This is a genomic window from Streptomyces sp. NPDC033174 (assembly GCF_055577795.1).
On record NZ_JBVIPQ010000001.1, the window covers coordinates 1,091,639 to 1,111,452 of the forward strand.

Here is a 19,814-nt window from a genome sequence, read left to right on the forward strand (position 1 = left end):
AGGGGAGCGCGCGGGGCCGGCGTTCAGGCGCCGAGCGACGCTCCGCCGTCGACCGTGAGGTCGTGCAGGGTGATGTGGGCCGCCTGGTCGGAGAGCAGGAAGACGACCGCGTCGGCGATGTCCGTGGGCTGGGCGAGCTTGGCCAGCGGGATGCCGACCCGGAACGCCTCGGGGCGGCCCTCGATGGTGCCCCTGGGTCCGGACTCGTCGTGCCACATGGAGCTGAGCATCGGGGTGTCGGTGGAGCCGGGCGCGACCAGGTTGCAGCGGATGCCGTACTTGGCGACCTCCAGGCCGAGCGACTTGGTGAACAGCGACGCGGCGGCCTTGGAGGCGGCGTACGCGGCCATCTCGCTGCGCGGGGTGTTCGCGGCGTTGGAGGCGACGGTGACGATGGCGCCGGCGCGGCGCTCCACCATGCGGTCGACGACGGCGCGGGAGACCCGGAAGACGCCGGTGGCGTTCACCGCGAAGGTGGCGGCCCAGTCCTCGTCGCTGAAGGTCCGTACCTCGCCGAGGCGCAGTATTCCCGCCGCGTTGACGAGGAAGTCGATCGGCCCGAGGCGCCGCTCGGTCTCGTCGACCAGCGAGGCGACCTGGGCGCTGTCGGTGACGTCGGCGGGGAATGCCTCCACGGCCAGGCCCTCCTCGGCGAGTTCGGCGACGCGCTGCTTGAGCGCGGCCTCGTCCCGGTCCACCGCGGCGACGGTGGCTCCGCGGGTGGCCAGGGCGCGGACGACCGCGGCGCCGATCCCACCCGCTGCGCCCGTGACGAGGGCGATCTTCTGCTGCATGGTCCGAACCTCCGTGAGAAGTGGAAGGGGTCAGGCGCGCCAGGCGGAGATGACCGAGACGGCCTGGCCGGGGTTGAGCCGCGGGTCGCAGAAGCTGGTGTAGTGGTCACCGCAGTGCGCGACGCGGTGCTCGTTGAGGACGCACTCGGTGACGTCGTCGGGGGTGGTCTCCAGGTGGACGCCGCCCGCGATGCCGCCGCTGGAGCGCACGGCCAGCTGGAATCCGGAGATCTCCCGCTCGACGGTGGTCGTGTAGCGGGTCTTGAGGCCGCCGGGGGCGGTGACGGTGTTGCCGTGCATCGGGTCGGTGAGCCAGATGACGGGGTGACCGGCGGCGCGTACGGCCTCGACGAGCGGCGGCAGCTTCTCGGTGACCTTGTCGGCGCCCATGCGGGCGATCAGGGTGAGCCGGCCGGGCTCGCGGGCGGGGTCGAGCCGCTCGCACAGGGTCAGCAGCTCCTCGACGGTCATCGACGGGCCGACCTTGCAGGCGACGGGGTTGGCGACCTCCGCGAGGAGGGCGACATGGGCGCCGTCGACCTGGCGGGTGCGCTCGCCGATCCAGGGCCAGTGCGTGGAGGCGAGCAGCAATCGGCCGGCGTCGTTGCGGCGGAGCATCGGCACCTCGTAGTCGAGGAGCAGCGCCTCGTGGCTGGTCCACACCGGCGGGTCGATGACCGGGCGGCCGACGGGCTTGCGCCAGCCGAGGTGGCCCATGATGTCGTTGGCGGCCATGTAGCCGGTGAGCAGGCGCAGCGGGTCGGGCCGGCGGCTCTCCTCGTCGGGCTCGGGTCCGTTGACCATGTGGCCGCGGTAGACGGGCAGTTCGAGGTCGCCCACGCGCTCGGTGTCGTTGGAGCGCGGCTTGCCGAACTGCCCGGCCATCCGGCCGACGCGGATCACCGGCTTGTGCGTGATCATCTTCATGGCGCCGGCGAGCAGGTCGAGGACCGCCGCCTTGCGGGCGACGTGGTGGGCCGTCGACTCGTCGGGGTCCTCCGAGCAGTCGCCGGACTGCACGACGACCGCCTCGCCGGCGGCGACCCGCGCGAGCAGGGACCGCAGGGTGTCCACATCGGTCGCGCTGACCAGCGCGGGCCGGACGCTCAGCTCCTCCCGCACCCGCTCCACCTGCGATTCGTCGTCCCACGTGGGCTGTTGCAGGGCCGGCTTGAGCCGAATGTCGAGCAGAGTGTTGTCCACTGTTGTGTCTCCTATGACGACAGGGGGAAGGGCGCGGGCTCCGGCCGGGGACGGCGGCCGGGAGACGGGGGCCGGGGGAGCCTCAGGCGCCGCGGAGGCCCTTGGCGAGCGCCGTGGCGATTTCTACGGCGCGGCGGGTCTGGAATTCGATGGCGGCGAGGTTTTCGTCGGCGACGGTGGTGGCCTGGTTGGAGGACACGCTGGAGGTGCCGTACGGGTTGCCGTTGGGGGCGGCGAACTGGATGGGGTCCGCGTAGCCGGGGGCGACGATGATCGAGCCCCAGTGGTAGAAGGTGTTGTTCAGTGCCAGCAGGGTGGACTCCTGGCCGCCGTGGGTGGTGGCGGTCGAGGTGAACGCGGAAGCGACCTTGTTGACGAGCTTGCCCTGCGCCCACAGACCACCGGTGGTGTCGATGAACTGCTTGAGCTGGGCGGCGCACTGACCGAACCGGGTCGGCGTGCCGAGCAGGATCACATCGGCCCACTCCAGGTCCTCGAGCGCGGCGATCTCGATGTCACGCGTGGCCTGGGCGTGCTCGGCCCACTCCGGCTTCGTGTCGATCACCGCCTGCGGAGCCAGCTCCGCCACCTTCCGCAGCCGGACCTCCGCACCGGCCTTCTCCGCCGCACCGGCAGCCGCCTGCGCCAGCGCGTGCACATTCCCCGTCGACGAGTAGTAGATGACAGCAACATTGGTCATGACAGATATCTCCGCTGAAGTGGATGCCCGGGAGTGGGGAGGCCGACCGGCCGACCGGCGGCAACAGCCGGCCGGCCGACTCCGAATTCCCCGGAATCATCCGACGCCTGCCGAGGTGCGGCCAATGACGGCGGCCGCACTCCGTCAAGTGCCGTGAGAATCCATCAGGTCGACCGTGATACCGGTCACATCGGAGTCTTCCGTACAGCGCCTGTTCACACGATTTCCATCTGCGCCATCATTCCCATGGCCGCGTGGTCGAGCATGTGACAGTGGTAGAGATACTTTCCGCGGTAGCTGTCGAAGGTGGCCTGGAACTTCACGGTCTCACCCGGCATCACGCGGATGGTGTCCTTGAGTCCGGCCTCGGCGGGACCGGGCGGAGTGCCGTTGCGTTCCAGGATCCGGAACTGCACAAGGTGAATATGGAAGTTGTGCGGAATACCCAGGTTGGCATTGGTGACGGTCCAGATTTCGGAACCTCCCCACGGCACCTTGTTGTCGATCCGGTTGTGGTCGTAGACCTTTCCGTCCATATAGCCCTGCGGGTTGGGGCGGCCGTCCTCGTCCATGCTCATGACGACGGTTCGGCTGCCGGTGACGGCGGGAAGCGCGGGAAGGGTCCGCAGGGTCGCGGGGACGGAGCTGGGGTCGGTGCTCGTCTTCACCACGTCGAACCGCAGGACCTTGCCGGTCTGTTCGGCCGGCCCGGGGCCCTCGGTGTTCTCCAGGACGAGCTTGGTGCCGACGGGGTAGCGGGAGAAGTCGATGACGACGTCGGCACGCTCACCCGGCGACAGGGCCACGGTGTCGGTGCTGAAAGGTTTCTCCAGCAGACCGCCGTCGGAGCCGATCTGGATGAAAGGGCTGCCGTCGGCGAGCTTGAGCGTGAAGAACCGCAGGTTGGTGGAGTTGAGCAGCCGGAAGCGGTACTTGCGGGCCGAGACCTGGAAGTACGGCCACGCCTTGCCGTTGGCGAGGATCGTGGAGCGGCCCATGAAGTCGTCCATCTTGTAGACGAACTGGCCGGCCGCGTCGAAGTTGGCCTCCCGCAGCATGATCGGCACGTCGTACGAGCCCGAGGGCAACGGCAGCGCCTTCTCGGTGGCGTCGGTGAGCAGGTAGAACGCGGACAGACCCCGGTAGACGTGCTCGGACTCCATGTGGTGCGCGTGGTCGTGGAGCCACAGCGGGGCGTGCGCCTGGGCGTTGGGGTAGTGGTACTGCTTGCTGCCGCCCGGGGCGATGGTGGCCATCGGGTCGCCGTCGTGCTCCGGTGCGACATGGCCTCCGTGCAGATGGATGGAGACCGGCATGTCCAGCTTGTTGTACTGGTTGATCACGACCGGGCGTCCGGAGGTGGCCCGGATGAGGCCCGGAAAGGCCCCGTTGAAGCTGAAGACCTCGGTGAGCTTGCCCGGCAGTATCTCCTTGTTGACCCGCTTGATCGACACGTTGTAGGTGTCGATGCCGTTGGCGGTGGAGTACGGGGCGATGACCTGCGGCAGGGGCATCGGCTGGGCGAAGAACTGTGTGGCGGCGGTGTCTGCCGCGGCGACCGACCCGGCGCTGAGCAGCGGCGAGAGTGCGGCGCCGGTGGCCACCGTGCCACCCGTGGCGAGGGCGGCACCGATGAACCGTCGTCTGGAGAGCATGTGTGGGGATTCCCCTCGTGAGGGCGCGCCCGTCTGCGCGCTCGGAAGTGTGCAGGCTGTGCGGCATGGGGGGTGTGGTGCGTGGGGGGACGTACGACGGAGCCGGCCGGGGCGACGGCGTGGTGCCGGAGGGCCACCGGCCGGCTCGGGTCTGCGCGAGCTCGGGTGGTGCGGGGTCGGTTCTGTCGCGGGAGCCGTTCGGGTGGTCAGTCCTTCTCGACGACGACCTTGATCTTCTCCAGGGTCTCCGTGACGTCCCGGGTCATCTTGACGGTCCAGTCGGCGATGAACTTCTTCGTGTCGTCCTCGTCCATGTCCTTGGTGATCTCATGGATTCCGGGCGACGCGTACCCCATGCGGAATGTCTGGGCCAGAGTGCAGCCGTTCTCCCCAGGGGTGATCTCGAAGGACCATACGAGATCCTGGGGCTCGCCGGTCTTGGAGTGGATGCGCCAGCGGAAAGCCTTGCCGGGTTCGGTGGCGACGACTTCCGACTTGGTGTACCAGATTCCGCGGATGAGCGGCGCCCAGGCCACGATGTCGTCGCTGCGGAAGTTCTCTCCGCGGAATATGGAACCCACCGCTCCCGGCTCACCGGACAGCCATGTGCCGTCCTGGAGTTCCGAGCTCCACTCGGAATGGCGCTTCATGTCGCTGACGACGGAGTAGATCTTGTCGGCCGAGGCCGCGATGTGAATCTCGGCGCCCAGCTCGAAAAGGGGGCGAGACTCCAGAATCGACGTTGTCATGCCTGGATCCTGCCGAGAACAACGGATGCGCTCAAAGGTTCGGGGGTGAATCCGTCAGGTTCTGAAGCGGTTCCCGGGGGACCTGACTGAGTACGCCGGGGGCCATTGGCCGGTGCACGGCCGCGGGGGCACCATCTCGACCGTCGTCAGCGGCATTCGCACGCACGGGGAGTTTGTATATGTCCCAGTCGGGAGTTTCTCATGAGCCTCGCAGACGCACCGTCGTCGCCGCGGCCGCCGCGGCGGTGGCGGCCGTGACCGTACCGGACGCGGCGGCCCAGCAGCGTACGGGCGGCGGCGCGGCCACGGCCCCGGAGGAGACCGGGCCCGTGGTGACCCGGACGACCGGCGGGCTGATCTCCGGCGAGCGCAGTGGCGGGCTCTCGGTCTTCCGCGGTGTCCCGTACGCCGCTCCCCCGGTCGGCGCGCTGCGCTACTGCTCCCCCCGACCGGTCACCCCGTGGAGCGGGGTCCGTGACGCCACCGTCTTCGCCCCGGTGTCCTACCAGTCGTATCTGCCGGGCTCCAGCGAGGACAGCCTCTACGCCAATGTGTGGACCCCCGACACCCGGGGCTCCCGCCCGGTGGTGGTCTACATCCACGGCGGCGGCTGGTTCCTCGGCGCGGGCAGCGAGCCGGACTTCGACGGCGCCCGCCCGGCGGCCCACGGCGACATGGTCGTCGTCACCTTCAACTACCGCCTGGGGGCGCTGGGCTGGGGCCTGCACGAGGACCTCGCCGACCCGCGCACCGGCGGCTACTCCAACTGGGGCCTGCAGGACCAGGTGGCGCTGCTGCACTGGATCCGCAGGAACGCGGCCGCGTTCGGCGGCGACCCGGACAACATCACCCTGGCCGGGACGTCCGCCGGCGGCTCCTCCACCTGGCAGCTCGGACTCCTTCCCGAGCTGCGCGGCACGGTCAAGCGGATCGTGCCGATCAGCGTGAAGCACGTGTGGGAGCCCGCCAGTTCGATGAGCCGCGAGGACTCGCACCGGGTCTTCGAGCTGATCGCGCGCAAACTCGGCACGACCGTCAAGGGGCTGCGCCAGGTCCCCGCCGACCGGCTCAAGGACACCTGGGAGAAGGTGTTCTCCGGCAGCCCCACCGACCGGGAGATATCCACCTGGCGGGAGTACCAGGGCCCGGTCGTCGACGGCCGCTGGATGCTGGGCCACGACTACGAACTTCCCACCCCGAACCTCCCGACGATGGCCGTCTACGGCCGCACCGAGGGGACGTTCTTCACCACCGGCCCCGGCTACCCCTTCCCGGGCCCGCATCCCACCAATGACGCGGAGCTGCGGGACGCGATCCGTGCCGTACTCCACAAGGGCGCGGTGCACGTCGCCGACACCGAGGTCGACTCGGCGATCTCCGCCTACCGCCGGGCCGCCACCATCGACGGTCTCCCCCAGGACCCGGTGTCCATCTGGGGAGCCATCTGGGGCGACAGTCTCTTCCGGTACCAGATCACCCGGCTCGCCGAGCGGCAGGCACGGGAGCGCCCGGGGGTGCCGAGCTATCTGATGGAGTTCGCGCACCCGGTCGCCCCTCCGCTGACCGGCACCCCGCACGAGGCCACGTCGAAGTTCCTCTTCGGCTCCTACGCCTCCGCCGTCAACGCCCCGGCCTACGGCAACGGGCCGCTCGAGAAGCGGGTGTCCGACACCTTCATCGACCTCGTCGCGTCCTTCGCCCGGGGCAACGCGCCCAGCAGCCCGAACGCGCCGGCCTGGCCGGTCTTCTCGCCCGACCGGCCGAGCACGCTGATCCTCGGCGGCGAGCACGTCGCCCGGGTCGGCGAGCGGTCCGCGCTGCGGCAGCTGCGCCACTGGGACGACGCCGGGTGGGTCCCGGTCCCGGTCCCGCGCCCCTGACTCCGTACACCCCCGCTCACCCCGCAAGGGACGTCCCCTGGACAGGGGAAAACCGAGAAAGGAACTGAGGCGCTATGTGCGGACTCACCGGCTGGGTCGGTTACGACCGTGACCTGACGCTCGGCGGCGACACGGCGGCGGCCATGACCCGGACCCTGGAATGCCGGGGCCCGGACGACGGCGGCATCTGGCTGTCGCGGCACGCCGCCCTCGGCCACCGTCGGCTCTCGATCATCGACCTCGAGAACGGCCGCCAGCCGATGCACGTCAACGGCAGCGACGACGAGCTGCCCGTCCTCGTCTACACCGGCGAGGTCTACAACTTCCTGGAGCTGAAGGCCGAACTCGCCTCGCTCGGCCATGAGTTCCGCACCTCCAGCGACACCGAGGTCGTGCTGCACGCCTACCTCGAATGGGGCGAGGAGTTCGCCGAGCGCCTCAACGGCATGTACGCGCTCGCCATCTGGGATCCCCGGACCGAGGAACTCCTCCTGGTCCGCGACCGGATGGGCGTCAAGCCGCTCTTCTACTACCCGACCGCAGACGGCGTGCTGTTCGGCTCCGAGGCCAAGTCGATCCTGGCCCACCCCGAGGCCGAGGCCGTCGTCGACGCCGAGGGCCTGGCGGAGATCTTCGCCATCATCAACACCCCCGGCCACGCCGTCTTCAAGGGCATGCGTGAGGTCGTCCCCGGCACCGTCGTCCGGTTCGGGCGCGACGGGCACACGACCCGTACGTACTGGACCCTCCAGGCGCGCCCGCACACCGACGACCTCGACACCACCATCGCCACGGTCCGCGAGCTGCTCGAGGACATCGTCGAGCGCCAGCTGATCGCCGACGTGAAGGTGGGCACGCTGCTCTCCGGCGGCCTGGACTCCAGCGCGGTGACCGCGCTGGCGGCCAAGGTGCTGCGCGAGCAGGGCAGCCAGGAGAGGATCACCGCGTTCTCGGTGGACTTCAAGGACCACGGCGAGACGTTCCGCGACAACGGCATCTGGATGGACCCGGACACTCCGTACGCCGTCGACGTGGCCGAGCACTCCGGCGCCGAGCACATCATCGTCGAGCTGGATAACACCGACATCCTCGACGAGTCGGTCCGCGCCCGGGTGCTGCGCGCCCAGGACCTGCCCGTCTCGACCGGCGACATGGAGCACTCGCTCTACCACCTGTGCAAGGCGCTCAAGGAACGCGTGACCGTGGCGCTCTCCGGTGAGGCGGCCGACGAGATCTTCGGCGGCTACAACTGGTTCTTCGACGAAGAGGCCGTCAACGGCGACACCTTCCCCTGGTACGACGCCTGGCGGCGGCTCGGCGGCCTGGACACGATCAAGGAGATCGGGCTCTGGGACCGGCTCGGCATGGAGGAGTACGTCAAGAAGCGCTACGCGGAGTCCCTGGAGGCGGTGCCCCGGCTGGCCGGCGACTCCGCCCACGAGGAGCGGATGAAGGAGCTGACCTGGCTCAACATCACGCACTGGGAGAAGTTCCTGCTCGACCGCAAGGACCGGATCAGCATGTCCGCGAGCCTGGAGGTGCGGGTGCCGTTCACCGACCACCGCCTCGTCGAGTACGTCTACAACGTGCCGTGGGAGATGAAGAACTTCGACGGACGCGAGAAGAGCCTGCTGCGCGCGGCGGCCGCCCATGTGCTGCCGCAGTCGGTCCTGGAGCGCAAGAAGAGCCCCTACCCCTCGACCCAGGACCTGGACTACGTCCGCGCGCTGCGCGCCAAGGTCGAGGACCTGCTGCACGACGGCTCGCCGGTGCTGCGCCTGGTTCCGGCCGAGGGCATCCGGAAGCTGCTCGACAAGCCGCTGGAGGAGTACTCGGCCCTCGGCGGACTGTGGGGCACCCGGGCCGTGATGGAGCGTCTGGTCGAGTTCAACGCCTGGGTCGCCGAGTACGACGTCCGCGTGGAGATCTGAGCCGCACCTCCTGGACCTCACCGTCCCGTGACGCCGGGGACCGCCTTCGGGGCGGTGCCCGGCGCACGGGTGCGTGAGGCCCAGTCGTCCCACCCACACCAGCCGCCGCACCGGAAACACGGAGCAGGAACGATGGCCAACAACAGGCAGCCAGGCACCCACAGGAAACCGCCCCGGACACCGTTCGAGCCGTACCTTCCGGCCCGGGCGCGCACGGTCGTGCTGGAGTTCTTCATCACCGCGGGGATTCTGTTCCTCATCGTCACCACGGCCCGCTGGGTCTTCGCGCCGGACGCGCCGCTCGCCTCCGTCCTGCAGGGCAGGGCGGCCTTCGTGGCCCTGGGGGTCTTCTTCGGCGTCGTCAACACGGCGATCATCCACTTCTCCATGTCCCGCAAGACCGCCGGGCACATGAACCCCTCCGTGAGCATCGGGCTGTGGATGCTGCGGGTCTTCCCCGGCAAGGACGTGCTGCCGTTCTGCACCGCGCAGATGGCCGGCTCGGTGGCCGGCGTCGGCCTCGCGCGGCTGGTGTGGGGGCCGGCGGTCGGCATGCCCTCGGTGGGCTTCTCGGCGGTGGGACCCGCGCCCGGCTGGGGGTTCTGGGGCGTGCTCCTCGCCGAGACGCTGTCCCAGCTCGTCTGTATGACGATCGTGGCCGCGCTGCTGATACGGCCGCGCTGGGACTGGCTGATCCCGGCGGCCGTGGGCGCGTGCATCACCTGCTTCATCATGATCCTGGGCCCCGTGTCGGGCGGTTCGGTCAACCCGGCCCGGCAGTTCGGCCCGGCCCTGCTGTCCGGGCACACCGGGTTCCTCGCCGCCTATCTGATCGGCCCGGTCCTGGGCGCCGCGCTGGCGGCGGGCCTCGCGGCGGCCCTGAAGCCGCCGGCGCCGGACCCCGAGGTCCTGGACGAAGTCGAGGCCGACCCGGCGCGACCCGTCTTCTCCGACCCGTACCCGCAGGCCCCGGCCATCGACCCGGACGCCGTGTGCCCGGACACGATTCCGCTTCTGCTGCTCAAGGCCGGCCCGAACCCGCCCGATGAGCCCTATCGCATCTGACGACTCAGGAGGACCCCTCATGCTGGGAACGTACGGCCTGCCCATCGCGGTGGAGGACGCGCCCGAGTGGGAGAGCGGACAGCTCGACCTCGACGCGTACCTCGACCGCATCGGCTTCACCGGACCGCGCACGGCCACCGCCGACACCCTGCACCGGGTGCACCGCGGGCACATGAGCACCATCACGTTCGAGAACGTCGACATCGCGCTCGGCCGCCCGGTGTCCCTCGCCATCGAGCGGATCCAGGACAAGCTGGTCCGGGCGCGCCGCGGCGGCTACTGCTACGAGAACAACCTGCTGCTGGCCGCGGCCCTGGACCGGCTCGGCTTCCCGGTGACCCGGCTCCTGGCCCGAATCCGGCAGGGCGAGACGCGCCGGCGTTTCCGTACGCACACCGTCCTGCTGGTGCGCGCCGACGACCGGGTGTGGGTCGCGGACGCGGGCTACGGCTACACCGGTCTGATCGATCCGCTGCCGCTGGAGGACGGCGCGTCGGTGACCGTCGCCGACTGGACCTGGCGGCTGGTCGCGGACGGCGCCGACTGGATCGTGCAGTGCCTGCGGCCCGACGGCTGGTTCGACATGTACGGCTTCCGCCAGGAGCCGCAGTTCCGGATCGACTTCGAGGCGGCGCACTACATCAGCTCGACCCGGCCCGGTTCGCCGTTCGTGGGGCAGCTCGTCGCCCAGCGGGAGACGGAGAAGGAGCGGCGGCTCCTTCAGGACAAGGTGCTGGTGACCGAGTACCCCGACGGAAGCAGCGAGCGGCGGGAGCTGTCCGCGGGCGACACGGTGTGCGCGCTGCGGGACCTCTTCGAAGTGGCGTTGACCGACGAGGACGAGCGGCGGCTGCTCCAGTACTTCGCCGCGAAGTGACTTGACGTACTTCCGCTTCGCTCATGGCTCGCCGCGCCGGAATTCGGCGAAAGTCGGCCCGGGCCTTCCACCATCCGAAAGCCAAGGAGCACGGCTGTCATGACCAATGTTGCTGTCATCTACTACTCGTCGACGGGGAATGTGCACGCGCTGGCGCAGGCGGCTGCCGGTGCGGCGGAGAAGGCCGGTGCGGAGGTCCGGCTGCGGAAGGTGGCGGAGCTGGCTCCGCAGGCGGTGATCGACACGAAGCCGGAGTGGGCCGAGCACGCCCAGGCCACGCGTGACATCGAGATCGCCGCGCTCGAGGACCTGGAGTGGGCCGATGTGATCCTGCTCGGCACGCCGACCCGGTTCGGTCAGTGCGCCGCCCAGCTCAAGCAGTTCATCGACACCACCGGTGGTCTGTGGGCGCAGGGCAAGCTCGTCAACAAGGTCGCCTCCGCGTTCACCTCGACCGCCACCACCCACGGCGGCCAGGAGTCCACCCTGCTGGCACTGAACAACACCTTCTACCACTGGGGCTCGATCATCGTCGCCCCCGGCTACGCGGACCCCATCCAGTTCGCCGCCCCCAACGGCAACCCGTACGGCACCTCCAGCGTGTCCTCCAACCAGGCCACCACCGTCGCCGACGAAAACCTCGCCGCCATCGAATTCCAGACCCGCCGCGCCGTAGAAATCGCCACGGCGCTGAAGGCCGGTCTCAAGAACGCCTGATCCGTCCCCGGGGAGAACAAGGGGGGCGGGGCAGGACCAACAGGTCCTGCCCCGCCCCCTTTTTTGGCTGTCTTCCGCGCCCCCCTCGGGCTCAGACGAACGAGCCGGCCGGCATCAGGGGGCCGGCGGCGGTGCGCCGCGGCGCCACGGGCCGGGACGCGCGCGCCACGTCGCCGACCGTGAGGATGGACCGCTGGAGCCTGCGCAGCCGCGCCGAGGGCTCGCCACCGGACTCCCGCTTGAGGCCGTTGCGCAGCCGCTGATAGACCTCCAGGGCCTCGGTCTGACGGCCGCAGCGCAGCAGCGCCACCATGAACTGGCCGTGCAGGGGCTCGTTGGTGCGGTACTGCGCGACGAGTTCGGACAGCTCCGGGATCATCTCGGAATGCCGGCCGAGCCGCAGTTGCGCCTCCACCCACTGGTCGAGGGCGCTCAGCCGGGACTTCTCGAGGCGCTCGATCTCTCCCCGCAGATGCGGACCGACGGCCACGCCGGCGAATGCCTCGCCGTGCCAGAGAGCGAGGCCCTCACCGAGCCTTCGTGCCGCGCGCTGTAAGTCACCCGCTTCCATGGCCCGGTATCCGGCGCCGGTTGCCCGCTCGAACTGCCAGGCGTCGATGGAGCCTCCACCGGTGTCGAGGCGGTAGCCGCCGGGCAGGGAGACGAGCACCGCGTCGGCGGTGCGGCGCTCCAGCCAGGTGGAAGCGGGGTCCGGCGGCTCGGTGTTGCGCAGCGCGGTGGTGATCAGCGCCCGTACGTCCATGATGTGCGACTGGAGTTCGAGCCGCGCGGTGCGCGGCGGTCCGGACGGCCACAGTTCCTCGATCAGTACGGCCGCCGGCACGACCTGGTCGGCCTTGGCCGCCAGGAGCGCCAGAACCTGCCGTGGGGCGGCTGCCGTTGGTGTGATCGAGACCCCGTTCTCGTGCACCGACAGTCCCCCCAGGATCCGGACGTCCACTCTGCCCCCTCAGTCTGTGCGGCTCGGCCCTCGTCGATTAGAAAAGCAGACCCTGAGGCATGTCAATAAGAAACCCCGGGGTATGGATTCGTAGCACCGAACTGCGTAGGGGAATGACCATGTTTGCATGGATTTACTTCCATCAGGAAAGCGTCAACGCCCCCGAGCAACCGCCCCGGCGCATCCGGAATCTGGACCCGCGGGTACGCTTTGGAACGTCAAATCGGGGCGTACGGCAGATGAAGAGTGTGTGGCAACCTCAAAAAACAAGGAGCTGGGTATGTTTTTTGAGCCCAGGTCTGGGCCTGAGGTGCCTAGCTGGACGTCGCTTCGGCGGCCCGAAGCGCCCGCGCACCGCGACCGGGCTCCATGTCGAGCATCGCCAGGACGGCCGGCACGGTGATGCTGGGCGTCAGATGGCGGTAGAGCGCCGAGGCCCAGCGGTCCATGTCCGCGCGGTTGCCCAGCGCCTGGGACATGAGGTTCAGGCCCGCGTACGCGCCCACGACGAGCGGCGCCACCTCGGCGGTGTCGGCGTGCGGCAGCAACTCACCGCGCTCCTTGGCCTCGTTGAGGACCTGGAGGTTCAGCTCGGTCCACTCGCGGTACGGGCCGCTGCGGTTGAGCTCGTGTCCACCCTGGTCGAGGGTGAGCCGCACGCTGCCGCGCAGCAGCCCGTCATGGGTCAGCCGGTGTGCGAAGACCATGCCGATGTCCACGAACTCCTGCATCTTGGAGACCTGGGGCATGGGGAGGGGGACGGCCTGGACCTGGGCGTCGATCACGGCGTGCGCCAGGTCCTCCTTCGAGTCGAAGTGGAAGTAGAGCGCACCCTTGGTGACCTGGGCCAGTTGCAGGATGTCGGTGAGCTTGGCGGCCTCGTAACCGCGCTCGTCGAAGACGGTGGCGGCCGCTTCCAAGATCGCCTGGCGCGTTCGAATCGCGCGATCCTGCTTCGCCATTGGGGGTCACGTCCCTCTCATAGCCCGATGACCGGCGGGGCCCTCGCGCTCGCTCCGTGCTCACTCGCACTTCACAGTCGAAAACAGCAAGTATGGACGGATACGTGCAGAGGACACAAGATGTCGTACGCAGGGCTGCCCGCGGCCGTTGCCACCGCTCACCGCCCGCCTCACACCATGGTGAAACCGCCGTCCACCGGCATGATGACACCGGTGACGAAGGACGCGCGCTCACTGAGCAGCCAGGCGGCCGCCTCGGCGATCTCCTCGGGCTCCGCGGTGCGCGGCTGCGGGGTCGCCGCGTGCAGCGCCGCCTCGACTCCGGGCACGGCGGCGAACCACTCGGCCACGACCTCGGTACGAGTGGTGCCGGGCGCCACCGAGTTGACCCGGATGCCCTGCGCCGCGTACTCGGCGGCGGCCGCCTTGGTCAGCCCCACGACCGCGTGCTTGGCGGCCACATAGGGCGCGGCGACGGGGGTCGCGAGGAGTCCGCCGACGCTGCTGTTGTTGACGATGGCGCCGCCGCCGGTCGCCAGCATGGCGGTGACCTCGTCCCGCAGGCAGTTCCAGACACCACGGACGTTGACGTCCATGATCCGGTCGTAGAGCTCGTGGTCCATGGTGTGCAGCGGCTCGCGTCCCACGCCCCAGCCCGCGTTGTTGAAGGCCACGTCGAGGCGCCCGAACCGTTCCACCGCGTGGGCCACGGCGGCCGCGGTGTCCTCGGGGCGGGTGATGTCGGTCACCACATACTCGGCGGTGACGCCCTGCTCGCGCAGCTCGGCCACGACGGCCTTCAGCTTCTCCTCGCGGCGGGCGGCGAGCACCACGGTGGCCCCCTCGCGGCCGAAGACCCGGGCGGCCGCCGCTCCGATTCCGCTGCTGGCGCCGGTGATGAGAGCGACCTTGTCGGTCAGCAGGCGGTGGTCGGCAGTCATGGAACGGTTGTCTCCCTCGGTGGATGGGTGGGGGTCACGGCGGCTCAGCCGTTCCAGTTGCGGCCGGCGGCGGCCTCGGCGTCGACCGTGCGCAGCAGCGGCTCGTCGATCTCGTCAAGCGATCCGACCACGTGCCGTACGCCGGCGCCGCGCATCAGCTCGCCCTGGAAGCCATGGGCGAAGTCGCTGGGGTGCCCGATGAAGGCGATGCCGAGCTCCATCGCCGCCTCGCCGACCCGGGCGACGTCGTCGATGAACACGACTTGGTCGTAGTCGAGGCCGAAGATCTCGGCGGTGATCTCGTGCAGCCCGGGCCGGAAGTCATTGGTGCACACATAGCCGGGGCCGTCGAAGAGCCCGGCCTGGTCCTGCAGGTAGCGGTCGAAGTGGCTCTTGTCGAGGCCGCCGTAGCAGACGGTGCGCAGTCCGAGGCCGCGCAGCCGCATCAGCAGCTCGGTCGCGCCGTCGAGCACGCGCAGCGGGTGCTCGGCGAGATGGGCGGCTCGCTCCTCGAAGTAGGCGGTGAGGACGTCCTGCGGACTGAGGACGATGCCGGCGGCGGCGCCGAGGGCCTTGGCGGCGGTGAGCTGGGTCTGGGAGAAGATCTCCCGCTCGACGTCGGCGTCGTAGTGGCCACCGCGGCTGGTGATGAAGTGATGGATGACCGGACTGAAGGTGTCGTTCAGCAGGACGCCGTCGATGTTCACGGCGGCGAGACGTATGTGGCGCAGGGGTTCCACGGAATCTCCAAGAGGCAGCCGAGGCCGGGCGTATCGGGCCGAAACCACCTCAGTGTGGTGTGCACGCCCAAACCGGCGTCTCAGGCGCCCGCGAAACAAACCTGGCGGTACAGATTTTCCGGCAGCTGGAAGATACCCGAAGCCGCCTGCGGGGTGAACCCCCGGGTCTCACGCACAGGACATCTACCGTTTCGTGTACCGGCGTTGGCCGGCTGATCACCCCTCGCGGTCTGTTGCCGACAGCGCTCCGTGCAGTACAACCTGACAGACCGTGAAGCTTCTGGCCCTGAATCCCTTGCAAAACCGACCTGAAAGTTCGTATCTTCCGCGAGTCCCGCCCCATTCCTCCTCGCCCGCCCGCTACTTGAGGACCTCATGCTGCAGACGACCGCTCACGCCGACCTCGAGACGACGCACCCGGCACCGCTGGGTATCGGCCGTCTGACGACGACGGCCCCGCGGGAGTACGTCCACCGGGCAGCGGTGGCGGAGGTGTTCCTGACGGCCGAGTGGTCCCGCCTGGACGAGGAGCACTTCACGCTGACCGCCCAATGGCCGCGGGCACACAGCTTCTTCCGCCCCGTGGGCGGCACGCACTACGACCCGCTCATGGCAGCCGAAACGATCCGTCAGGTCGGCGCGCTGCTGGCGCACGCGGGCTTCGACGTCCCGCTCGGCCACCAGTTCCTGATGTGGGAGCTCAACTACAGCGTCGAACCGGACCTCCTCCGCGTCGGCCGCGCGCCCGCGGACCTCCGCCTCGACGTCACCTGCACCGACATCAAGCGGCGCGGCCGTCAACTGACCGGACTGCGCTACGAAGTGGTCCTCAGCTCCGGCGGCCTCACCTGGGCGACCGGCAACGCCCGCTACACCTGCACCGGCCCCGAGGTGTACCGCCGGCTGCGCGCCCCGCAGCTCGCCGCCATGGCCGCCGCCGCCCCGCAGCGCCCCGGCACGCCCGTGGCGCCCCGCACCGTCGGCCGCCACCACGGCTTCGACGTGGTCCTCGCCCCCGCCGAGGGACCGCACCGCTGGCAGCTGCGCGTGGACACCCGCCACCCGGTGCTCTTCGACCACCCCGGCGACCACATCCCGGGCATGGTCCTGCTGGAGGCGGCCCGGCAGGCGGTCCACACCCTGGCACCCGAGGGCCGCGCGGTCCTGCCCGTCGCCATGGACAGCACCTTCCACCGGTACGCCGAGTTCGGCAGCCCGTGCTGGATCGAGACCGAGCCGGCCGTCTGCCCGGGTGAGCGGGGCGGGCTCGTCCTGGTCACCGGGCGTCAGGACGGCGAGATCCTCTTCACCTCGATCATCGGCGTCACGGAAGTCCCGAACGCGCCCGAGGGCCTCTGACGGACACCGGCGGACGGACGGGCCTTCCTGACTGCCTGCCCGACTGCCCGCCCGACTGCCTGCCCGGCCGACTTCTCGTCTGCCCGTCTGCCCGTCTGCCCGTCTGCCTGAAGGGGCCTACGTCAGCGAGGCGGCGATCAGCAGCCCGAACGCGGCGGTGACCAGCAGTGTGCGTATGGCGTGGAGGCGGTTCCAGCGCCCCTCGAACGCCGCCCGGACCGCGACCGGATCCTCGCCCTCGGAGCCGGCCAGCGCGGTGTTCAGCGGAATGTTCCCGCCGATGGTCACCAGATGGTTGAGCACCACGCCCGCCAGACCGGCCGCGATCAGCCAGAACTGGGTGTCCGACCGCCCATCGATGGGCACGGCGAGCGCCACCGCCGGGAACACCACGATCCCCAGGAACACCGTCAGGAACACCGGCCTCGGCACGTACTCGTTGATCCGCCGCATCACGGTCACGAACTCCTGGTCCGTCAGCCGGGCGAGCGCGGGCATGATCCCCGTCAGAAAGATGAGCATGAACCCGGCGTAGAGGCCCGTGAAGCCGACGGCGAGGGCGAGCAGAAGTGTGGCCATGGCGCACATCATCACCCGGCCGGGCGGCGGGCGCAGCCCTGTTTCGCCCGACCGCCCCACTGCCTCGGTGCCCCACCGCCGGGGAAAGCGCCGGGGGTCAATACACCTAGGACTTGAGCCGCTGAGCCTGCCGGATGGAGTCGGTCAGCTCGCGGATCACCTTCGATTCGGTACGGCTCGCCAGCGCGCCGGACCGCTCGGCCAGTTCGGACAGACCCGGAGCGCCCGGAAGCGTGCCCCCGCGCAGGATGTCCGCGAAGTAGGCGGCGATCGCGGCGAGCTGGAGGCTGTCGTGGCCCTTGTCCCACAGGCCGGCGGTGAGGGCCGTCGTCCCCACGGCCCCGGCGCGCTCATGCGGGGCGCGTGTCGCCGGGTCGAGCCAGCGGACCGTGGCCGTCGCCAGACGCCCGCTCCGGCCGGGCCGCGTCTTCACCGCGTACAGCGCCGTCACACTGTGGCCGGGACCGACCTCACCGCCGTCCACCCGGTCGTCGCGGAAGTCCTCGTCGGCGACCTCCCGGTTCTCGTAGCCGATCAGCCGGAACTGCTCCACCGTCCCCCGGTCGAAGGCCACCTGCGCCTTGGCGTCACGGGCCCGCAGTTCGAGATGCGCGGGGAGCTGGTCGACGAAGACCTTGCGGGCCTGCGCGGGGGTGGAGACATAGGTGGTGTGCCCGTCTCCCTTGTCGGCGAGCCGCTCCATGAGCGCGTCGCCGTACTCGCTGCCGACACCGACCCCGAAGAGCGTGATGCCGAACTTCCGGCGGGCGCCGTCGACCCGCTCGAGGATCCCTTCGGCCTCGGTCTCACCGGTGTTGGCGAGCGCGTCGGAGAGCAGGACGACCCGGTTGGTCGCGCCCGCGCGGCGCCCCTCGACGGCCACGTCGTAGCCGGTGCGCACGCCCGCCTCCACATTGGTCGACGAGGTGGTCTCCAGCTCGTCGACGACCCGGTGGATCCGGTCGCGGTTGCCGCCGACCCGGGTCGTCCTCAGCCGGGTCTCGGCCTCGTCGCTGAAGGTCACCAGGGCGATCGAGTCGTCGTCCCGCAGCTGGTCGGTGAGCACGCCCAGCGACTCCTTGACCAGGTCGAGCCGCCCGGGCTCGTCCATCGACCCGGAGATGTCGACGACGAAGGTGAGCACCGCGGGCGGACGCTTCCCCTGCCGGTCCGAGGGCCGGGTCGCCAGCCCGACCCGTACGAGCGACCAGTTCTCGGCCTTCGTACGGGCGCCGTCCACGGTCACCGTGAACCCGTCGCCCTCGGGGCGCGGATAGTCCTGCCGGAAGCTGTTGACGAACTCCTCGGGCCGTACGGTCTCCGGAGACGGCAGCCTTCCGTCGGCGAGGGTGCGGCGGGCGTAGCCGTAGGACGCGGTGTCCACGTCCAGGGCGAACGTCGAGACGTAGTCGGGCGCCGCCTGCGGGCTGCGGTCCTTCTGCTCGCCCTCACCCTTCCCCTGGTCCTCCCGCACGCTCTCTCCCGGCGCACCGCCGTGGCGCGACCCGGGCGCCGGCGCGACCGGGGCCCGGCCGCCGCCCTTGCTCGCCGTCCGGTCGGCGCTGCCGGTACCCGCGCATCCGGTCAACAGCATTCCGGCGGCAAGCAGTACGGCCGTACCGGCCCGGTATGTCCTTGAACGACGCCTCACTGTGGTCCCCCTCCATGTCGGCACTTGTGAATGTGACGTTCGCGGCGGCCGGAAAGTGCATGCGAAGGAGTTGCGGAAGGATCTCAATGCGGCAACGGCCCCCCCGTGTCGGGCGCATCGGAAGGGCCAGCCGAAGATCGATGGCTGGGACTCGCCACCGCTGGCCTGGGCCTTGTCACGATGTGCAGTCGCATGAGTACATGGAGTCGCACGGGCGAATTGACGGGGGTGGTCGGTCGTGGCGGATGTCGTGGGCTGCGTGCTCGGTTGGTCGGACACCGAGAGTCTCTTGGGGAGATCGCGCGCCGCGGATGGCGTCGACGTGGGATACGGCGCGGACGGCGAGGCGGCGGCGCCGGAGGTGAGGCGCCCGCCCGGGCGGCCGGTGCGCGGGCCGCGACAGGTGAGCGCCGCCCTGGCCGGGCTCGCCGCCTCCGCGCGCCATGAACTGCTCACCTTCGACGACCCGTCGGGCTGCGCGGGCCGCGCCATCCCCGAGCCGTTCCTTGAGCTGGCAGGTGCCTGTGTGCGTGCGGCAGCCGAGCGGGCCGGGGCCGTCCGGCGGATCGTGCCCAGGCGTGCGCTGCCGCATGTCGCGGGCGGCGCCTGGCCCCGCGGCCGGGCCCGGCTGGCGGAGACGATCCCCTTCAAGATGATCGTCGTCGACCGCACGGTCGCGGCTGTCCCCCTCGATCTCGAACTGCTCTACAACGGGCTGTTGTTGATCCGCGACCCCGTCGTCGTGCAGGCGCTCGTCCGAGCCCACCACGCCTGCTGGGACGCGGGCGAGGAGCTGACGTCGGTCCCCCGGCCGCCGGACGTACTGCCGGCCCGTCTGCGCCCGGTCCTGGACGCGCTGCTGGCCGGGCTCACCGACGAGACGGCGGCCACCCGCCTCGGCATGTCCGGCCGGACCTACAGCCGCCGGGTCGGCGAGCTCTTCGCGGCTCTGGGTACGACCAGCCGTTTCCGGGCGGGAGCGGAGGCGGCGCGCCGGGGGTGGGTCTGACATGGGGTGCCCCCGTGGAGAGGCCCGCCCCGGCGGACACG

18 protein-coding genes are annotated in these 19,814 nt (G+C 70.2%); 7 read left to right on the forward strand and 11 right to left on the reverse strand.

Annotation, left to right across the window (positions count from 1 at the left end; genetic code table 11):
* Positions 1-23: 23 nt before the first annotated feature.
* The 5 genes from ACZ5VC_RS04910 to ACZ5VC_RS04930 form a co-directional block, all read right to left on the reverse strand.
* Positions 24-794, reverse strand: a complete 771-nt coding sequence (locus ACZ5VC_RS04910; protein WP_469118661.1) for a 2,3-dihydro-2,3-dihydroxybenzoate dehydrogenase — start codon at positions 792-794, stop codon at positions 24-26.
* A 30-nt stretch (positions 795-824) separates the two neighbouring features.
* Positions 825-1,997 (reverse strand): 3-deoxy-7-phosphoheptulonate synthase, encoded by a 1,173-nt coding sequence (locus ACZ5VC_RS04915; protein WP_469118662.1) that lies wholly within the window; start codon positions 1,995-1,997, stop codon positions 825-827.
* 82 nt (positions 1,998-2,079) lie between these two features.
* Positions 2,080-2,697: an NAD(P)H:quinone oxidoreductase gene (gene wrbA, locus ACZ5VC_RS04920; protein WP_468714870.1), complete on the reverse strand. Its 618-nt coding sequence runs from the start codon at positions 2,695-2,697 to the stop codon at positions 2,080-2,082.
* Positions 2,698-2,912: 215 nt separating this feature from the next.
* Positions 2,913-4,352 (reverse strand): multicopper oxidase family protein, encoded by a 1,440-nt coding sequence (locus tag ACZ5VC_RS04925; RefSeq protein ID WP_469118663.1) that lies wholly within the window; start codon positions 4,350-4,352, stop codon positions 2,913-2,915.
* Positions 4,353-4,558: 206 nt separating this feature from the next.
* The gene (locus ACZ5VC_RS04930; protein WP_469118664.1) at positions 4,559-5,101 is read right to left on the reverse strand and encodes an SRPBCC family protein; all 543 of its coding nucleotides are present in this window, start codon (positions 5,099-5,101) and stop codon (positions 4,559-4,561) included.
* Positions 5,102-5,280: 179 nt separating this feature from the next.
* Here ACZ5VC_RS04930 and ACZ5VC_RS04935 point away from each other — a divergent pair, with 179 nt between their 5' ends.
* The 5 genes from ACZ5VC_RS04935 (at position 5,281) to wrbA (ACZ5VC_RS04955) (ending at position 11,571) form a co-directional block, all read left to right on the forward strand.
* Positions 5,281-6,981 (forward strand): carboxylesterase family protein, encoded by a 1,701-nt coding sequence (locus ACZ5VC_RS04935; protein WP_469118665.1) that lies wholly within the window; start codon positions 5,281-5,283, stop codon positions 6,979-6,981.
* Positions 6,982-7,055: 74 nt separating this feature from the next.
* Positions 7,056-8,912: an asparagine synthase (glutamine-hydrolyzing) gene (asnB, locus tag ACZ5VC_RS04940; protein WP_469118666.1), complete on the forward strand. Its 1,857-nt coding sequence runs from the start codon at positions 7,056-7,058 to the stop codon at positions 8,910-8,912.
* A 132-nt stretch (positions 8,913-9,044) separates the two neighbouring features.
* Positions 9,045-9,977, forward strand: coding sequence for an MIP/aquaporin family protein (locus ACZ5VC_RS04945; RefSeq protein WP_469118667.1), 933 nt, complete (start codon positions 9,045-9,047; stop codon positions 9,975-9,977).
* 19 nt (positions 9,978-9,996) lie between these two features.
* A complete protein-coding gene (locus ACZ5VC_RS04950; RefSeq protein ID WP_469118668.1) occupies positions 9,997-10,854 on the forward strand; it encodes an arylamine N-acetyltransferase family protein in 858 nt (285 codons plus the stop codon).
* A gap of 99 nt (positions 10,855-10,953) precedes the next feature.
* On the forward strand, positions 10,954-11,571 hold the full coding sequence (gene wrbA, locus ACZ5VC_RS04955) for an NAD(P)H:quinone oxidoreductase (RefSeq protein ID WP_468714856.1): 618 nt from the start codon (positions 10,954-10,956) through the stop codon (positions 11,569-11,571).
* 91 nt (positions 11,572-11,662) lie between these two features.
* Here wrbA (ACZ5VC_RS04955) and ACZ5VC_RS04960 read toward each other — a convergent pair whose 3' ends face one another.
* The 4 genes from ACZ5VC_RS04960 to ACZ5VC_RS04975 form a co-directional block, all read right to left on the reverse strand.
* Positions 11,663-12,532 (reverse strand): AfsR/SARP family transcriptional regulator, encoded by an 870-nt coding sequence (locus ACZ5VC_RS04960; protein WP_469118669.1) that lies wholly within the window; start codon positions 12,530-12,532, stop codon positions 11,663-11,665.
* A 314-nt stretch (positions 12,533-12,846) separates the two neighbouring features.
* Positions 12,847-13,494 carry a ScbR family autoregulator-binding transcription factor gene (locus ACZ5VC_RS04965; RefSeq protein ID WP_468714849.1) on the reverse strand — a complete coding sequence of 216 codons (648 nt, stop codon included), beginning with the start codon at positions 13,492-13,494 and terminating at the stop codon, positions 12,847-12,849.
* Positions 13,495-13,664: 170 nt separating this feature from the next.
* Positions 13,665-14,435, reverse strand: coding sequence for an SDR family NAD(P)-dependent oxidoreductase (locus ACZ5VC_RS04970; RefSeq protein WP_469118670.1), 771 nt, complete (start codon positions 14,433-14,435; stop codon positions 13,665-13,667).
* Between the two features lie 44 nt (positions 14,436-14,479).
* Entirely contained in the window at positions 14,480-15,175 is a 696-nt protein-coding gene (locus ACZ5VC_RS04975) for an HAD family phosphatase (protein ID WP_469118671.1), read from the reverse strand.
* A 375-nt stretch (positions 15,176-15,550) separates the two neighbouring features.
* Here ACZ5VC_RS04975 and ACZ5VC_RS04980 point away from each other — a divergent pair, with 375 nt between their 5' ends.
* Positions 15,551-16,534 (forward strand): ScbA/BarX family gamma-butyrolactone biosynthesis protein, encoded by a 984-nt coding sequence (locus ACZ5VC_RS04980; RefSeq protein WP_469118672.1) that lies wholly within the window; start codon positions 15,551-15,553, stop codon positions 16,532-16,534.
* A gap of 117 nt (positions 16,535-16,651) precedes the next feature.
* Here ACZ5VC_RS04980 and ACZ5VC_RS04985 read toward each other — a convergent pair whose 3' ends face one another.
* Both ACZ5VC_RS04985 and ACZ5VC_RS04990 read right to left on the reverse strand, forming a co-directional pair.
* Positions 16,652-17,113, reverse strand: coding sequence for an anthrone oxygenase family protein (locus ACZ5VC_RS04985; protein WP_469118673.1), 462 nt, complete (start codon positions 17,111-17,113; stop codon positions 16,652-16,654).
* Between the two features lie 106 nt (positions 17,114-17,219).
* A complete protein-coding gene (locus ACZ5VC_RS04990) occupies positions 17,220-18,707 on the reverse strand; it encodes a vWA domain-containing protein (protein ID WP_469118941.1) in 1,488 nt (495 codons plus the stop codon).
* Between the two features lie 295 nt (positions 18,708-19,002).
* Between ACZ5VC_RS04990 and ACZ5VC_RS04995 the strand changes: the two genes are divergently transcribed.
* Positions 19,003-19,773, forward strand: a complete 771-nt coding sequence (locus ACZ5VC_RS04995) for a helix-turn-helix transcriptional regulator (protein WP_469118674.1) — start codon at positions 19,003-19,005, stop codon at positions 19,771-19,773.
* Positions 19,774-19,814 lie beyond the last annotated feature (41 nt).